At 63.6% G+C, this 16,465-nt stretch carries 13 protein-coding genes; 9 read left to right on the forward strand and 4 right to left on the reverse strand.

Going from position 1 to position 16,465, the window contains the following annotated elements:
- Positions 1 to 84 precede the first annotated feature (84 nt).
- On the forward strand, positions 85 to 993 hold the full coding sequence (locus RO069_RS12450) for an acyltransferase (protein ID WP_328187902.1): 909 nt from the start codon (positions 85 to 87) through the stop codon (positions 991 to 993).
- A gap of 23 nt (positions 994 to 1,016) precedes the next feature.
- On the opposite strand, the gene RO069_RS12455 is transcribed toward RO069_RS12450, so the two are convergent.
- Positions 1,017 to 2,990, reverse strand: a complete 1,974-nt coding sequence (locus tag RO069_RS12455) for a ribonuclease R family protein (protein ID WP_328187903.1) — start codon at positions 2,988 to 2,990, stop codon at positions 1,017 to 1,019.
- Between the two features lie 200 nt (positions 2,991 to 3,190).
- Here RO069_RS12455 and RO069_RS12460 point away from each other — a divergent pair, with 200 nt between their 5' ends.
- Entirely contained in the window at positions 3,191 to 4,138 is a 948-nt protein-coding gene (locus tag RO069_RS12460) for an FAD:protein FMN transferase (RefSeq protein WP_328187905.1), read from the forward strand.
- Positions 4,139 to 4,193: 55 nt separating this feature from the next.
- Here the strand turns inward: RO069_RS12460 and RO069_RS12465 are convergent, their stop codons facing one another.
- Genes RO069_RS12465 through RO069_RS12475 form a run of 3 tightly spaced genes read right to left on the reverse strand, consistent with a single transcriptional unit; the run spans position 4,194 to position 9,585 of the window.
- Positions 4,194 to 5,738, reverse strand: a complete 1,545-nt coding sequence (locus tag RO069_RS12465; protein ID WP_328187906.1) for a hypothetical protein — start codon at positions 5,736 to 5,738, stop codon at positions 4,194 to 4,196.
- A 27-nt stretch (positions 5,739 to 5,765) separates the two neighbouring features.
- Entirely contained in the window at positions 5,766 to 8,282 is a 2,517-nt protein-coding gene (locus RO069_RS12470; protein ID WP_328187908.1) for a LamG domain-containing protein, read from the reverse strand.
- Between the two features lie 4 nt (positions 8,283 to 8,286).
- Positions 8,287 to 9,585, reverse strand: a complete 1,299-nt coding sequence (locus RO069_RS12475; RefSeq protein WP_328187909.1) for a hypothetical protein — start codon at positions 9,583 to 9,585, stop codon at positions 8,287 to 8,289.
- Positions 9,586 to 9,947: 362 nt separating this feature from the next.
- On the opposite strand from RO069_RS12475, the gene RO069_RS12480 reads away from it, so the two are divergent.
- From RO069_RS12480 to RO069_RS12510, 7 genes are read left to right on the forward strand one after another with little or no spacing between them, the layout of a single operon-like run.
- A complete protein-coding gene (locus tag RO069_RS12480; RefSeq protein ID WP_328187910.1) occupies positions 9,948 to 12,506 on the forward strand; it encodes a hypothetical protein in 2,559 nt (852 codons plus the stop codon).
- On the forward strand, positions 12,506 to 13,288 hold the full coding sequence (locus RO069_RS12485) for a hypothetical protein (RefSeq protein WP_328187912.1): 783 nt from the start codon (positions 12,506 to 12,508) through the stop codon (positions 13,286 to 13,288). The genes RO069_RS12480 and RO069_RS12485 overlap by 1 nt, the downstream gene beginning before the upstream one ends.
- 26 nt (positions 13,289 to 13,314) lie before the next feature.
- Entirely contained in the window at positions 13,315 to 13,920 is a 606-nt protein-coding gene (locus RO069_RS12490) for an outer membrane beta-barrel domain-containing protein (RefSeq protein WP_328187914.1), read from the forward strand.
- Positions 13,921 to 13,973: 53 nt separating this feature from the next.
- Positions 13,974 to 14,474 carry a TlpA family protein disulfide reductase gene (locus RO069_RS12495; RefSeq protein WP_328187915.1) on the forward strand — a complete coding sequence of 167 codons (501 nt, stop codon included), beginning with the start codon at positions 13,974 to 13,976 and terminating at the stop codon, positions 14,472 to 14,474.
- A 7-nt stretch (positions 14,475 to 14,481) separates the two neighbouring features.
- On the forward strand, positions 14,482 to 14,718 hold the full coding sequence (locus tag RO069_RS12500) for a DUF4266 domain-containing protein (RefSeq protein ID WP_328187917.1): 237 nt from the start codon (positions 14,482 to 14,484) through the stop codon (positions 14,716 to 14,718).
- Complete coding sequence (locus tag RO069_RS12505) at positions 14,705 to 15,859, forward strand: DUF3570 domain-containing protein (RefSeq protein ID WP_328187919.1); 1,155 nt, start codon at positions 14,705 to 14,707, stop codon at positions 15,857 to 15,859. The genes RO069_RS12500 and RO069_RS12505 overlap by 14 nt, the downstream gene beginning before the upstream one ends.
- A 52-nt stretch (positions 15,860 to 15,911) precedes the next feature.
- Positions 15,912 to 16,463: an AraC family transcriptional regulator gene (locus tag RO069_RS12510; RefSeq protein ID WP_328187921.1), complete on the forward strand. Its 552-nt coding sequence runs from the start codon at positions 15,912 to 15,914 to the stop codon at positions 16,461 to 16,463.
- Positions 16,464 to 16,465 lie beyond the last annotated feature (2 nt).

The following is a 16,465-nucleotide window of genomic DNA, read 5'->3' on the forward strand; positions in this document are numbered from 1 at the left end:
CTGGTCGGCTTACAGGTGTTCGCCGACCCTACCCAGGCTTGCTATGATGCACCGCTTACCACAATGACCGATGGAATACATTTGATGTTGGGATTCCTGCCGAAGCCGTTGATCGGCATTATTGCGACCACGCTGTTGATCCTGAACACCCTGTTCTGGGCCCTGTTCCTCTATATTCCCGCCCTGCTCAAGCTACTGGTTCCCCACAAGGGGTTCCGGGTTGGCTGCACGCGGCTGATCATCTGGGTGGCGGAGAACTGGGTGGCCGGCAACAATGCCTGGATGCGCCTGACCCAGCGCACCCGGTGGACCGTGACCGGCGCCGGGGAGCTGGAGCGGGAAAGCTGGTACCTGGTACTGAGCAATCACCAGAGCTGGGTGGACATCCTGGCCATGCAGTGGGTGTTCAACCGCCGCGCGCCGTTCCTCAAGTTTTTCCTGAAGAAAGAGCTGATCTGGGTGCCGGTGATCGGCATTGCCTGGTGGGGGCTGGACTTCCCCTTCATGAAGCGGCATTCCTCCCAGTACCTGCTCAAGCACCCGGAGAAACGGGGCCAGGACCTGGCGACCACCCGCCGTGCCTGTGAGAAGTTCCGCTTCACTCCGGTCAGTGTGATGAATTTTGTCGAGGGCACACGGGCCACGCCGGAGAAACTCAGGCAGCAGAAGTCATCCGACTACCGGCACCTGCTGATCCCCAAGGCCGGCGGTGTGGGTTTCGTGCTGGATGCCATGGGCGATGCCATGGAAACACTGGTGGATGTCACCATCGCCTATCCGGGTGGGGCGCCCAGCTTCTGGGATTTCCTCTGCGGCCGGGTCAGCGAGATCCGCATGGAGGTCCATACCCGTCCGATTCCGGACGACCTCAAGGGGCGGGATTACGCCAACGACGCGGACTATCGCCGGCGGATCAAGGACTGGCTGGCGGGCCTGTGGCGAGAGAAGGACGAGCGCCTGGACCGCATGCTGAAGGAGGCTGGCGGGGACTGACTCAGCCCCGCCGACCATGCCGGTCACTCCGCCGGCGATTCCACCGAGTCCGCCACCAGTTCGAAGTGGATCTGTCGCCGTTCCTCGTCCACACCACTGAATTTTACCGTGACCGCCTGGTCAAGCTGGAAGATGCGGGCCCCCTTGGTGGCTTCCAGGCGCAGGGTCACCGGATCAAAGCTGTACTTGCCGGACAGGGTCTTGCAGCTGACGAAGCCTTCCAGGCCATTGTCGTCCAGCCGGACAAAGAAACCGGCGGGCAGGGTCCGGGTGATTACCCCGGTAAAGGTCGCCCCCTCCTCAAGCTGGCGGGCGTAGTCGCTCTTGAGCCAGTTCTCCAGACTGTTGGACGCCTGTCGGGCCTGGATCTGCGCCGACTGCAGTTGCTCCAGCCCCTCCCGGGCCATGGTCTGGTGCTGTTCCTGCCACAGGGCCGCCTTGATCAGCCGATGCACGTAGAAATCCACATAACGCCGCAACGGTGAGGTAAAGGTGGTATAGGCCGGCAGCCCCATGCCCTGGTGCGGTGCCGCCTCGAAGGCCATCTCGGCCCGGGCGAGCTGGCGGGCGATGATGGTCTTGACCGGTACTTCCGCGTCCAGGTCGGCGGTACGTACCATCAGGTCCCGGAAGCCTTCCGGCGACGACGGGTCGATGGACGCCAGTTCCGGCGCGTAGCGCTCCAGCAGGGTGCGGATATTATCAGTACGGTCATCACGAATGCCCGGGTGGGTGATGAACAGGCCGTGGTCCAGCTCCGACAGGAATTGCGCGGCGCAGCGGTTGGCGGCCACCATGCATTCCTCCACCAGCCGGTGGGCCTCATTCTGTACCGCCGGTTCAATGGTGCGGATGCGGCGGTTCTCGTCCAGCCGCAGGCGGAATTCCGGGCGATCGGTGTTCAGCAGGGCGTGGTCGGAGCGCCATTTGCGCAGGGCCGTGGCGGCCTGGTGAAGCTGGTCCAGGTTGTTGGTGATCTCCGGGGCCAGGGCGTCGGTTTCCTCGTTGTGCTGGTCGTCCAGCAACTGGTTCACCAGCTCGTAGCTGAGCTTGCCCCGGGAGCGGATCACCGCCTGGTGGAAGCGGAACTCCCCCAGGCTGCCGTCGTTGTTCACCTGCAGGTCGCACACCAGGGCCAGCCGGTCCACCTCCGGCATCAGCGAGCACAGCCGGGTACTGATGGCGTCCGGCAGCATGGGCCGGGGTTCACCGGGAAAGTAGATGGCGGTGGCCCGCTTCCGGGCTTCCACGTCCGCCGGCGAATCCTGGGGCACCAGCGCGGTGGGGTCGGCAATGGCCACGGACAGGCGCCAGCCGGTGGCATTGGGTTCCACCAGCAGGGCGTCGTCCATGTCCTGGGTGCCGGGGCTGTCGATGGTGACGTAAGGCTGTCCGGTGCGGTCTTCACGCCCCTCGACGAGTGGTGTGATGGATTCCTCGGACAGGGCATCCGCCTGGCTCCGCACCGCCTCGGGGAACTCGTCGTCCATGTCGAAGCTGGCCAGGGTGAAGTTGCGTTCGATGCCGGGGTCGCCGGCCTTGCCGATCACCCGCAGGATCTGGGCCTGCCCCTTGCCGTCCTTGATGGGGTGGCGAAGGATGCGGCAGTAGATGAAGTCATCCGGTTTTGCGTCCTGGCGTTCCTTGGGGGGAATGAAGATCCAGCGACCAATGCCGGGGGTTTCCGGCGCCACGAAGTGGCCCTTGCCTTTCACCAGGTAGCGGCCGACGAAGGTGGTCAGGCTGGTGGCTTCCAGCGTCTCCACCAGGCCCTGGGTGCGGCCCTTCTCGCCGGGTACTTCGGATACGGTCACCCGGTCACCGGGCAGTACCTTCTGCATCTCCTCGGGAGGCAGGAACACGTCGCGGCCCTCATCCAGTGCCACAAACCCGAAACGACCGTTGGTGGCCTTGACGGTGCCGGAATGGACCACCTTGTTATCCTTGATATCGGTTTTGAGCTGGCGCAACTGGTTGAGCGCGTCGGCATTGAGCATGAACGAAACCTGGCTGATGGAAAGTGACTGTTGGCCGGAGTATACCGGTTATGACCGTCCGCGTCAGATGGTCCGTGGGTGAGATTAAGGTCCGGCAACCAACGCTATACGGTGGCACAATGTCGGCAGTTTAATCCGGTTCTCCGAGGTGGACAGTGACGCCAATCCGTATCTTGTCGAAAATCCTGGGTTTTGTGCTTATGGCCATGCTGGCGAGCAACCCCGCCAGGGCTGAATGGTTCCGGTTCAGCGACAGTGCCATGACCACACCAGTCAATCTGGAACTCTGGGCCGATGACCGGGCCCAGGCGGAAGCCCTGTGGCGGCGGGTGTTTGCAGAGTTTACCCGGGTGGACGAGGTGATGAGCCGTTACCGGGAGGACTCGGAGCTGTCCCGGGTCAACCGTAATGCCGCCGGGGAACCTGTGCCGGTCAGCGAGCCATTGTTTACGGTGTTGCGGAAGGCCCGGGACATCTCGGAACTCAGCGACGGCGCCTTTGATATCAGTTTCGCCTCCGTGGGCTACCTGTATGACTTCCGGGAAGGCCGGCAGCCGGACGACGAGGCGGTGAAGGAAGGGCTGGCCCGGATCAACTTCCGGGATATCCTGCTGGACGAGGACGCGCGCACCGTGACTTTCCGCAAACCGGGCCTGAGGCTGGACCTGGGAGGCATTGCCAAGGGCTATGCCGTGGACCAGGGGATGCGGGTGCTGACCGGCGCGGGGATAGAGCATGCCCGGCTCAGTGCCGGCGGTGATATGCGCCTGCTGGGGGATCGTCGGGGACGGCCCTGGATGGTGGGCGTTCGGAACCCGCGCCAGAAAGATAGGCAGGCGGTGGTGATGCCCCTGACCGACACCGCCATCTCCACCTCCGGGGACTACGAGCGGTTCTTTATCGACGACAAGGGCCAGCGTGTCCACCACATCCTGTCGCCCTCCACCGGTCGCCCGGTCGGGGCGGTCCAGAGCGTCACCATTATCGGCGACGAGGCCATGACCACCGACGCCCTGTCCACCGCCGTGTTCGTGCTGGGGGCAAAGGACGGGCTGGCGTTGATCAACGACCTGGAGGGAGTCGACGCGGTGATCATCGACGAGGATCGCCGCATGCACTATTCACAGGGGCTGATGTCCGGGGAATAGCCCCGCCCGGCCAGGTGGCGCACCGGACGGGCGGGGCGTGGCGGATAGCGGATGGTCAGCTGATGGTGCCGTTGACGATGGGCGCCAGGCCGATCAGCCGGTCCTGGGAGGCGGCGTTGCCCAGGCCGTGACCGGCGAACTGGCTGCCAAACTGCCCCTGCTCGCCATGCAGCGCCATGTAGTTCAACAGCACTGTCTGCACCAGCTGGTTGACGTTGTTGGCAGCCGGGCTGGAGGAAGTCTCCACATTGCCATCCTCCCGCATCCAGCCGATCTGGTTACGGATGGTGGTGGGGCGGCCATTGGGGTCGTAGACCAGGTAGAAGGAGGCGGCGGTCTGCTGGTTGTCCGAGGTCCACTCACCCTTGCCGCGACCGTCCATGGAGTCGTCAATGCGACCGTTGCTGGACACCGAGCCGTCGCTGAACACATACAGCATCAGCGGTACGCCCATCCGGGCGGCGTACTCCAGGCACGCGCCCATGCAGCGCCCCGCCAGCAGGTCGCGGCGCTCGCCAGTGGCTCGCTCCCCGGTGTGGTAGTCGTAACCGCCCATGGTGATGGTGCCCGCACCGGCGTAGCCGTCCACCACCATTTTCATCACCGAGGCGGTCTTCTGGAATTCCCGTTCGCTGTCGAACTCGTTGCGGGCAAAGACGCCGGACGGGCCGACGATTTCCGGGTCCAGGTCCGGGTTGAGGGCGGCGGGATCGCCAAACCGGTCCGCCAGGTCCGCCGTCTTGACGTAGCCGCAGCGTACCAGGTCCTTGATCACCTCATCGCGGGTGACACCGGTACTCAGCCGGCCCAGTTTCTGGTTGCTGATGCGGTAGATGGATTCCATCACCGCCACCGCGTCGGACTGATCCAGCAGACCCACCAGGTTGCCGGTATCCACCAGGCCGGTGACGTCGCTGGGGCGGTCCACCTTGGTGGGGCGTACTTCCGGGTTCATCAGATCCATGGGGGCCATGGAGTTGCCGCCGGAATCCGAGGTCTGGGAACCCACCAGGCTCAGCAGCTCGCCGTCTGCCCCGGCGCGGTGGATGCCGTACATGGGATTGTGGGGATTGTTGCCGGTATCGTTCTCGGAACGGGCCGCTATCACCGAGCCGTTGATGGCGGCCCGGGTGCCGGCACTGGTGCTCTGCTGGATCCCCCGCAGGAAACCGCTGTCGGAGTGGAAAGCCAGCCCCAGCTCCGTGTTGATGAACGACGGGTTGTTGGGCAGCATGTCCCCGGGCAGCCCCTGGCGGTTGTAGCCCTGGGTGGTGAGGAAATCGAGCTGACCGCCGGACTTGCCCACCAGCACGTTGGAGCCGGCCATGCTGGCGCCGCCGGCCAGGTCAAAGCAGATAAAGGGGATCTTGCCGGCGCCCTTCACGGCGATGCCGCAGTCCGCGATCTCGTCGGCAAGGTCTGCATAGGCCAGCCGCGGGTTGGCAAACAGGCTGAGCGCGGAGGCGCCAAAGACCGCTGCCGAACCGGCCCGGAAGCCCTGGGCGATGAATTCCCGACGGGTGCGCGGGCGGGCGTGATCACCGTGGAACAGCGGCTCGTGGTTGGCCAGTGGCCGCTTCCCTGAACGTTTGATAAACATGCTCAAATCCTCTCGTGACGGCCGTTGTCAGTGAATCAGCGTGGTGGCGCTGCCCAGCACGGCGGCGCAGCTGGCCTTGACTACCGTTTCGGTGCGTTCGGTGGTGTTGCAGTCGCTGCACGCAGACAGGGTATCGGTCAGCTCCCCAAGTTCGGTTTCCAGATCGGCAGCCAGGGGCTGGAACGCCAGGCTGTCGCCCACCATCTTGTCGATGAGTGGTCCGGTCAGCAGATCCAGATTGCCGCCGTCAAAGGCCGATCCGGCCGGGAGGTTGAAATCGAACCCGGTGTCGAAAAAGGCCGAACGCAGGGTGGTGTCTTCCACCATCTCATTGCAGTAGCCAATGGCCATCTGGGTGATCGCCATCTGCTGGGAGGCCAGGAAGCCCTCAATGTTCGCCACGGAAGGCAGTTGCTGGCGAACCGTATCGAAGGTGTCGCTGACCTCGTTGTTGGTCATCGGTACCCCGGTCAGCCTGGCCATGGTGGCGTTGATGGCGTCGAAGTTCTTCAGGCCGACCTCGGGTGCCTCCGGCAGCTCCGGCAGGGTTGGCGCCGGGGGTAGCGAACCCTCCACCACCACGTTCTGATGGTCGCCCAGGCGCTCGAAACTGAGGAAGAATTCATCCGCTGCCGGTCCACCCTCCACCGGAATGATGGTGCCCTGCCGGGACAGCACCTGCCCACGGCCGGCCACGTAGTCTCCACTGTTCAACTCGATATCCAGCAGCGACCAGGCCTGCCCGGTCAGGGTCTCGCGGCCGTTGATGCCCAGCTTCATGCCTTCCAGGGGGATGCCGCTGGGGGCCGCGTCATCATCCAGGCTGACAAAGAACGGCTGGGTGAACAGGTAGCTGTAGCTGTCGAACTGGCTAACCTCGAATACGATGAACGCCTGGGGTACATCAATCAGGTGGGATACCCCGAACAGCAGGTAATACTTCTGGCCGACGCCCGCCTCGAAGTTGGTGCGGATCTGCGCCGGCGTCAGCGCCCGGTTGTGGAAGGCCACCAGTCGCAGGCTGCCTTCCCAGGGGGAATTGCCATCGGTCTCGTTGCCCAGTACCAGGGCGAAGTTGTTGTCCCACTCACTCAGCAGGCCGCCGGGGGCCGGGTCCACGTCGCCGGTGTGCTCGCCGTTGATGTAGATCTCGCGACCCTGATCCGGGGTGAAATTGACCACCACGTGCTGCAGGCTGGCCTGCAGGCGGTTGGCGCCGTCCTCGGTGCTGAACACCGCGTTCTGGTCGGTGGTGGTGCTGCGCTGCAGGACGTCGTAATTCTGCAGGGTCTGGCCCAGGGTCAGGTTGCGGGCCATGGCGGAACCGGAGTAGGTGACGATGCGGGCCTCCTCCTGGGTCACATTGGCGGGCACGATCCAGGCTTCCAGGCTGTACTCGCCGGAGGCGGTGAGCAGGTTGTGGAGCTTGCGGCTGTTGCCGGTGGTGGCCTGGGCCTTGCCGCTGCGCACGCTGGTGCCATCATCGGTGAAGGCGGGGCCAAAACTCAGACCATAGCCACCCACCCATTCCACATTGCCGGACAGGGTCAGGTGCATGGACGGTTCGATGCCGGAGGTGTCGAAGGCGGTGGTGCCCTCGCCGGTCTTGAACTCGTACAGGGCGATGACGTGATCCTCGAAGCGGCCGCCGGAATTGGCCAGCAGGCCGTCGCCACCCAGGGTCAGGGCCTTGCTGGTGACCAGGTCCGGATCCACGTCGGCCGGGTTCACCGAGTCCGCCAGCGCCTGGATTTCCGCTTCCATCTCATCGGCGGAATCCTCGCAGCTGTTGTTCCAGCAGTTGTGGCGGTCATCCCGCAGGCGCTCCACCAGCCGTGAACTGAATGGGGCGGTCAGGCTCATGCGGCTTTTGGCGGCATCGTAGGCGGTGTCTACGTTGCCGCTGGCCAGGTAGGGCCGGGTGTCGCCGTCGGCGTGGCAATCACTGCAATAGGTGGTCAGCAGCGGATACACGGTGGTTGAAAAGGTGCCGCTGCTCTCCGGAAACGGCAGGGTGCCGCCCGGATCCCGCAGGGCCGGGGCCTCCAGCTCTATCCGGTTGACGCTGCCGGAACTGCCCCCGGCCCAGCCGGTGATCATGCTGGTGATGGCGTCGGCGCAGGCCTGATCACTGCTCAGCCAGCAGTTATGCCCTCCGGCCACCTTGGTGACCAGGGCGGAGTTGCCCGGGTCGTCCAGGTTCACCACCGGGTTGGCCTGGGCGTAGGCGATATTGACGTCGCCCTCGTGGGCAAACCGGGGTGACTGGCCGCTGCTGTTATGGCATTCGCCGCAGCGGTTGCCCTGGGACAGGTTGTCCCAGACATTGAGCTTGAACGCCTGCACATCGGCGGTGGCCGGAGCCGGGCCGCTGTACTGGCCGGTGCCCGGATTCTGGGTATTGGGCAGGCTCTCGGTGGATTCGCCGCTTTTGCAGCCGGTCAGGGCGACCAGGGCCACCAGGGCGGTGCAAAGCAGGGGCTGATGAAGCCGTTTGATGATCTTCATGATGATGTCGTATTCCTTGATCGCGGGCATACTCATCCCTCTACTCACCCATACAGTAGGCGGCTGATTCGGCGTAGGCGCGCTTCAGCTCGAAGCCACTGCTCCTGAAGCTACTGACGATGCTGTCCAGCTCTGAGCGATCCGCGGCGTCTCCGGGCTTTCGCAGGCAGACCTGTTCAAATACCTGGCGCACCTTGCACTGGGCAAAGGCGTCCGAGTGGGCCAGTTCCCGCCCCAGGGATTTGGCGCCTTCGCCGCTGCCGGGCAGCGAGCCGTCCCAGCCCAGGCGGCGGTTGTCGCCCATGCGCCAGTAGTTGTCCCACTGGTCGTCCCGAGTGATGTAGCCGTGTTCGAAGTTGGTGGCGTTGATCAGGTACTTGCCTTGCACGCGGGTGCCCGTGTCCGGGTCGGTCATGCCGGTGGTGTTGTAGACCAGTTCCCCCAACTCGGGGTTGTCGTCGTACTCGTAGTCGTAGTAGGCGAAGGCCTGGGCCATGGGGTCCATGCCCGTGTGGCAGCCGGCGCAATTGTTGAGGAACACCCGGCTGTCACCGCCCGGGCTGCGGGACACGTCCTGGCGGATGCGGTCCACCGGCAGGGTGACATCCGCCACCTGTTCCAGGTCGTTGCACAGGTGGTTCATCAGCGTGAAGCGGAACATGGCCCGGTTGGTGCCGTCGATAAAGAAGGCCTGTGCGGCGGCGCGGGTGGTCATGACGCCAGCGGTCGCCTGGGACGGCAGGCCAGTGTAGGTGGACTGCGTGACCCGCTGCAGGGAGTCCCCCAGGTCGGCGCCGGATGCTTCCAGCGCCTCGTAGTGGGCGTTGTTGTTGGTGTTGTAGGCGGGGAGGCCGCCGGTATCGCCGATATAGAGCACATTGTCGTAGAGCACGTTACGGAAGTCGGCCTCGTCCCGGACCAGCCCGATCACCGTGGCGGTGTAGTCGTTCAGCGGCACGAAGGGTGTCATGGCCTCGTTGGTCCAGGGGGCGGCCAGGTTCTTCACCGTGACGTTGTAGAAGGCGGGGTCGTCCATGGCGATATAGGCGGCGGCAACCGGGTCGCCGCCGTCGATTTCCGTGGTCATCTGCTGCAATACGGCTTCGGAGGGCGGTACCCCGGTCAGGCGGCTGTGCATCCGCGCGGCCTGTTCACGGTCGCCGGCGTACAGGGCGGCAGGTGTCAGGGCCACCAGCATGGCAAGAAGCAACGGCGCCTGTTGTGCCGGTGCTTTGGGTCGGGTGTTGTCCGGCAGGCCGGATCTGTTGCCGGGAATGCGCTTCAAGCGGGGATTCCCCAGGAATATTCTCATCAGGAAAGACCAACTTCTGGCGTCCATGACGCATGTCCTTTGCAGGTTTCCATTGATTATCGGTCACCCCGGTTTTTCGTCATGCCGAAAAAGGTGTGACATGTTTAACAGGACTTCGATTTTACGGTAGGGGTTCTAACTATTTTGTGTACTGCTGCACGATAAATGAAATACGACATATAAAGTTATTGGAGTGTGAGCAATAACCGGAGATACTTTAAAAGACAGGAAACCGGTATATTAAAGGATTACCCGTTGTGAACTGCGTCGCGGAAATTAAAAATTATCTGGTGCTTAAAAAGACGCATTGTTTCTTTGTGTTCATTGTTGGTGCTCTTGCATTAACCGGGTGTAAAGGTGGCGGTGGTGGAAGCCAGGATCCCGATCCGGTGGTGAATGAACAGGCTGTCGCCTATATAGAACGGCCGCTGGTGCTGAACAACGGTACCGCCATGCCCGTGGCCCGCGACCGCCGTGAGCCGGACGCCTTTGTGCCCGGCGCCCGCCTGTTCATCAAGGAAAGTGCCGCACCGTCCGCGTCCTCCCGGGATATCAGTTCCCGCGCCTTCCAGGGGGAGGAATTCCTGGATGACGATGGTCGCCTGCGTTATGACGTCCGCGACCTCTCGGTCTCCCATGATGGCGAGCGCCTGCTGTTTGCCATGCATGCCCCGGTGACCGGCGACGAGGTGATGGAGCCCACCTGGAATATCTGGGAATACGACCTGACCTCGGGTTCCCTCCGCCGCCTCATTACCTCGGATACCGAGGCGGATGCCGCCCACGACATTGCCCCCGCCTACCTGCCCGATGGCAGCATTGTGTTCTCGTCCACCCGCCAGCGGGCGTCCCGGGCCATCCTGCTGGACGAGGGCAAGGGCATGTTCGCCGCCCAGGACGAGGACCTGCGTTCACCGGCCTTTGTGCTACACGTGATGACCACCGACGGCGACGACATCCGCCAGATCACCTTCAACCAGAGCCACGACCTGGATCCGGTGTTGCTGGACGATGGCCGCATCCTGTTCAGCCGCTGGGACAACGCCGGCCAGACCGGGGGCAACGGCTTCAACCTCTACCGGATCAATCCCGACGGGACCGGGCTGGCCTATGTGTTCGGTCGTCACTCCCATGAGGTGGACGGCGATAACCTGCATTATTTTCGCCCCATCCAGACCGAACAGGGCGATATCCTGGTGCAGGCCCGGGGGCTGGGTAACAATGACCTGACCGCCTTCCCCAGCCTGGTGGATATCACCCGCTTCGTGGAGCACGACCGCACCGTCGACGGCGGCACCGGTGACGCCCTGGTGCCGCTGGTGCCGGGGCTGTCCCGGGACGGCTCCGCCAGCATGGCCGGCAGTTTCGATGCGGTGACGCCCCTGTTCGACGGTTCCGACCGCTACCTGGTGAGCTGGAGCCCCTGCCGGGTGAGGGAAGTGGTGGACGGCAGCAGCGCCGATCAGCCCAACCTGCCCTGCACCGAAGAGCGCATCAACTCCGATGACTACGAGGTGGCGCCGCCCCTGTTCGGGCTGTGGCAGCGCGATGCCAGCAACGGTACCCAGTTGCCCATCAAGCCGGCGGAGGAAGGCCAGCAGATTTCCGAGGCAGTGCTGATGAGTGCCCGCCCGCTGCCCACCTATCGGCCACCGGAGGTGGATACCGGCGCCCTGGCGGAGGATGCCCGGGAACTGGTCAACGAAGGCCTGGGCATTGTCCACATCCGCAGCGTCTATGACATCGACGGGGTCGACACCACCAGTAGTGGCATCGCCGCCATGGCCAACCCGGTGATGACCCCGGCGGAAGACCGCCCGGCCCGGTTCGTGCGTTTCGAGAAGCCGGTCTCCATCCCCGACGACGAAGTGCGGGAGATCGACAATGCCGATTTCGGCATCAACCGTGGCCAGGGCATGCGTGAGATCCTGGGCTATGCGCCGGTGGAGCCGGATGGGTCCGTTCGCGCGGCAGTGCCTGCCAACGTGGCCTTTGCCATCAGCGTGGTGGACGCCGAGGGTCGTCGCATCTCGCCCCGGCACCAGAACTGGATGCAGCTTCGTCCGGGCGAAACCCTGACCTGCAACGGCTGCCACACCGCCAACAGCGAGGTGCCCCATGGCCACTACGGCGCGGACCCGGCGGCGGCCAATACCGGCGCCACCACCACCGGTGTGGAGTTCCCCGGCACCACCAGCACCCTGTGGGCGGAAATGGGGGAGACCATGGCCGAGACCTGGAGTCGCCTCAATGACGTGCGCCGCCTGTCTCCCGATGTGGAATTCGAGGACCAGTGGGCCGACTCCGCCCTGACCACCCCGGCGCCGTCCTATGCCCTGCGCTATGACGACCTGGAAACTCCGGCGCCGGTGTCCGCGTCCTGCATGACCGACTGGAGCGCCTACTGCCGGTCGGTGATCCATTACGAGACCCATATTCACCCGCTGTGGAGCAAGGAGCGGGTGATTCTGGATAGCGACGGCATGGAAGTGGACAACTACACCTGCACCGGCTGCCATGCCGGCACCGATTCTGACGGTGCGGTCCAGGTGCCCGCCGCCCACCTGGATCTGACCGATGGCGCCTCGTCGGATGAACCCCGTCACCTGGAAGCCTACCGGCAGTTGCTGGCCACCCGGTTCGAGCAGGAAGTGGTGGACGGCGTGCTGGTGGATCGCCAGGTGGATACCGGCGAATACCTGCGGGACGAGGACGGCGAACTGATCCTGGATGAGGACGACAATCCGATCCCCATCCTTGAGCGGGTGCCGGTGGACCCGATCATGAGCACCGCCGGCGCACTGGCCAGCGAAGGGTTCATGGACGCGTTTGCCACGGGAGGGATCCACGAGGACTTCCTCACCGACGCCGAACGGCGCCTGGTCAGCGAGTGGCTGGACCTGGGAGCCCAGTATTACAACAACCCCTTTGACACGCCGGAGAACTGATGGGTCCAGGTGCTATGGCCCGCAAGGGGTTGCTGGTGATGTGCTGTCTGCTCTGGAGCCTGCCGTCGCACGCCGGGATGCTGGATTGGCTGTGGTCCGGCGGCGATGAACCGGGGGGCGTGGTGGTGACGGCGCCCTATGTGGAATGGCGCACCGGGCCGGCGATTGGCTACCCGGTGTTCCATGCCAGCGAGAGAGGGGAGCGGCTGACCCTGCTGATGCAGAAAACCCGCTGGATCAAGGTCAGTGACAGCCGTGGCCGCGAGGGCTGGGTACTGCAGGATGACCTGGCCAGCGGCACCCTGACCGAGGATGGTCAGGTGGCCATCGAACCAAGACCGGAACGGGACGACTTCCGCAACCGGACTGGCGAGGTGGTTGCCATGATGGGGGACTTCGAGGGCGCCGCGGCCATCAGTGCCGTCGCGAGCTGGCAGTTCACCCGCAATTTGGGCCTGGAGTTCCAGGCCACCCAGGTGCTGGGCAGCCGGTCGGAAATCCGGCTGGCCAATGTCAGCATTCAGCACCAGCCGTTCCCGGACTGGCGGATCACCCCCTACCTCACCATGGGGGGTGGCTACGCCTGGATCAGCCCCAAGGCGACCCTGGCGCAGACGGAGCGGCGCGAGAATCCCACGGCCCACATCGGCCTGGGGCTGCGCTATTACGTGGCGGACCGCTATTTCGTGCGGGCGGAAGTCCGCGACTACAAGGTCTTCACCGAACGACAAACCAACGAAGAAGTGACGGAATGGAAACTCGGACTCGGTATTTTCTTTTAAAACTGATCATGGCGGTCGCCGTTGTAATGACCGTGGCAGCCACACCGGAAGATGCCCGGGCCCAGGCGGAGCGTGAGCCCCCGCTGATCGAGCCGGATGTGGAGCCACAGCCGGTGGAACAGGCGCTGGTGGACAGCGAGAACTTCGAGGTGGCCGCCGTGGTCGGCTGGCTCAACATCGAGGACTTCGAATCCTCCTTTATGTACGGCGCCCGCCTCAGCTACAACATCAGCGAATCCTTCTTCGTGGAGGGGGGCATCGGTTTCGCCGAGGCCGGGGAAACCAGTTTCGAACGCCTGGCCGGGGATGTGGAACTGCTGCCGGACGATGACCGGGACTACCGCTGGTATAACCTCAATCTCGGATACCGGATATTACCCGGTGAAGCCTTTGTCCCGGGTGATTATGTGTTCAATACCAACCTGTATTTGACCGCCGGTGCCGGAGCAACGGATTTTGCGGGTGATAACCGGTTCACCGTCAATTATGGCGCCGGTTATCAGGTGTTGTTCACGGACAGTGTGTCGTTGCATCTGAATGTCCGTCAGTATCTTTTTGACAGCGATATCCTTGGTGATGACAAAACCTTTGTGAATACCGAAGTCAGTACATCCGTTTCTGTTTTCTTTTAATCAGGTCACAACAATAGTGTGACACGGTTATTTATAAGTAAGGAGTTGTAACAGTGAAGGCTTCCAATTGGGCAATGGCCATTATCCTGGCACTGGGTTTCCTTTTTTCCGGCCTGGCGACGGCCGATGTGTCCGGCACCACCGCCCCGGATTTCACCCTCAAAAGTCGCAGCGGCGAAAACCTTCGCCTGGAGGATCTGCGGGGTGAGGTCATCATGCTCAACTTCTGGGCGTCCTGGTGTGGCCCCTGCCGTCAGGAAATGCCCCATATGGACGCCATCGAGGAGGAGTTCCGGGACTACGGTTTCCGGGTGCTGGCGGTCAATGTGGACCAGAACCGGGACGACGCCGAGCGCTTCCTGGAATCGGTGCCGGTGGATTTCGCCATCCTCTGGGACCACGACAGTACCGTCAGTGAGCTCTACGACGTCCAGGCCATGCCCACCACGGTGATGATCGACCGCAACGGCCAGGCCCGTCATGTGCACCACGGTTACCAGCCGGGGTACGAGGACGACTACCGCACCCAGATCCGCGAACTGATCCGGGAGTGATCCGATCATGAGGGCCGCCAGCATGCGTCGTTTCCTGCCCTGTGTCCTGCCGGTGTTGTTACTGGCCGGGTGCTCCGCGCCGGAACCCTGGGTCAAGCCCTACCAGCGGGCCAACCTGGCCGACCCGGTGATGCTGGACAGCCGCCGGGGCGAAGCCGGTAACTATATCCAGCACGTCTACGGTGCAAGGGAATCCGCCCGTGGGGCCGAGGGTAGCTCAGGAGGTGGTTGTGGCTGTAACTGACCGTCGCCCTGCCACCGTTGCGCTGCTGTGGATGCTCCTGCTGATGGCCACCGGCGCCCATGGGGCGACCCTGCCGGAAGACAAGGTGGATGCGTTCTACCATCGCTATGAAGGTGGCGGCATGACCATCGACGGGCCCTCGGTGCTGGTCCGCAAGGGGGCTGGCAACCAGGTCTCCTTCAGCGGTCAGTACTACGTGGATTCCGTATCCGCCGCCTCGGTGGATGTACTGGCCACCGCCAGCCCCTATACCGAGGAACGCACCGAGTACACCCTGGGGGCGGACTACCTGGAGGGGAACTCCATCCTCAGCCTCAGTTACACCAACAGTAGCGAGAACGACTACGAGGCCAACACCCTCTATCTGGGCATCAGCCAGGAATTCTTCGGCAACATGACCACCCTCACCATCGGATACGCCCGGGGCTGGGACACGGTCATGGAAGTGGGTAACGACAGCTTCGAGGAAGAGGCGGACCGCCAGAACTACCAGCTTGGTATCAGCCAGGTGCTGACCCCCAACAGTGTGATGGGGCTGGATTTTGAGGTGGTCACCGACGAGGGATTCCTGGAGAACCCCTATCGTGTGAACCGCTACGTCGACCCGTCGGATCCCACCAACTACCTCTACCAGCCGGAACGCTACCCGGATACCCGGACCAGTGTGTCGGCAGCGGTAAACGGCCGTTATTACCTGCCCTGGCGGGCTTCGGTGAAAGGCAGCTATCGCTACTTCACCGATGACTGGGGCATCGATGCCCACACCGTGGAGCTGGGCTATGTCCATGGTCTGGGGCCGAACTGGACCCTGGAGGGCGGCATCCGCTATTACAGCCAGGACCAGGCGGATTTCTACAGCGATCTGTACGACTACGCCAACTCCCAGACCCACCTGGCCCGGGACAAGGAAATGAGCACCTTCTCCGGGATCACCTTCAGTGCCGGTGTTCAGTACCAGTGGGAGCAGATCTCGGTGCCCGGCGTCGACCGTCTGCAACTGGGGCTGCTGGTGGACTACCTGGATTTCGACTATGACAACTTCCGTGACGTGACCGCCAGCGGCGACTACCTGCCCGGGCAGGAGCCCCTGTACGGCTTTGATGCCTGGGTGACCCGGGCGTCCGTCCTGTTTGAATACTGAACGATCTCCGGCCCCCGTGGGGGCCGGACCAGTGGAATTTCCGAGGCCTGTTATGACACCTGACCATCGCACCCCCAACCGTCGGCTCCTCACCTGGGTGGCCCTGCTGATGCTGGCCTGGTCGCCCCTGTCCATGGCCCAGGATAACGACGGCCAGGCAGAGTCCGTGGGCATGGAGGTGGAGCAGTTGCGCAAGCAGGTGATCGAACTCAACCGCGACCTGTTCGTGCTGGAAGAGGACCTGCTGTTCCCGGCCAGCACCCAGTTTGCCGTGTTCCTGAGTGTGGAGACCGGCGAGTTCCTGTCCCTGGACGCGGTCAAGCTCAAGGTGGGGGACGACGTGGTGGCCAGTCACCTGTATACCGCCCGTCAGGTGGATGCCCTGCGCCGGGGCGGCATGCAGCGTCTGCACATGGGTAACCTCAAGACCGGTGAGCACGAGGTGACCGTGTTCGTGGATGGCATCGGCCCCGAGAACCGGCCCTATCGCAAGGCGGCCACCTACCAGCTCGACAAGGGGACCGGCACCGCCACCCTGGAGGTTCGCATCCGCGACCGCTCATCGGATTACCAGCCAGCCGTTGAACTGGTGGAGTGGGAGTAACC

Source organism: Marinobacter sp. OP 3.4, assembly GCF_036224885.1.
Classification (GTDB): Bacteria; Pseudomonadota; Gammaproteobacteria; order Pseudomonadales; family Oleiphilaceae; genus Marinobacter.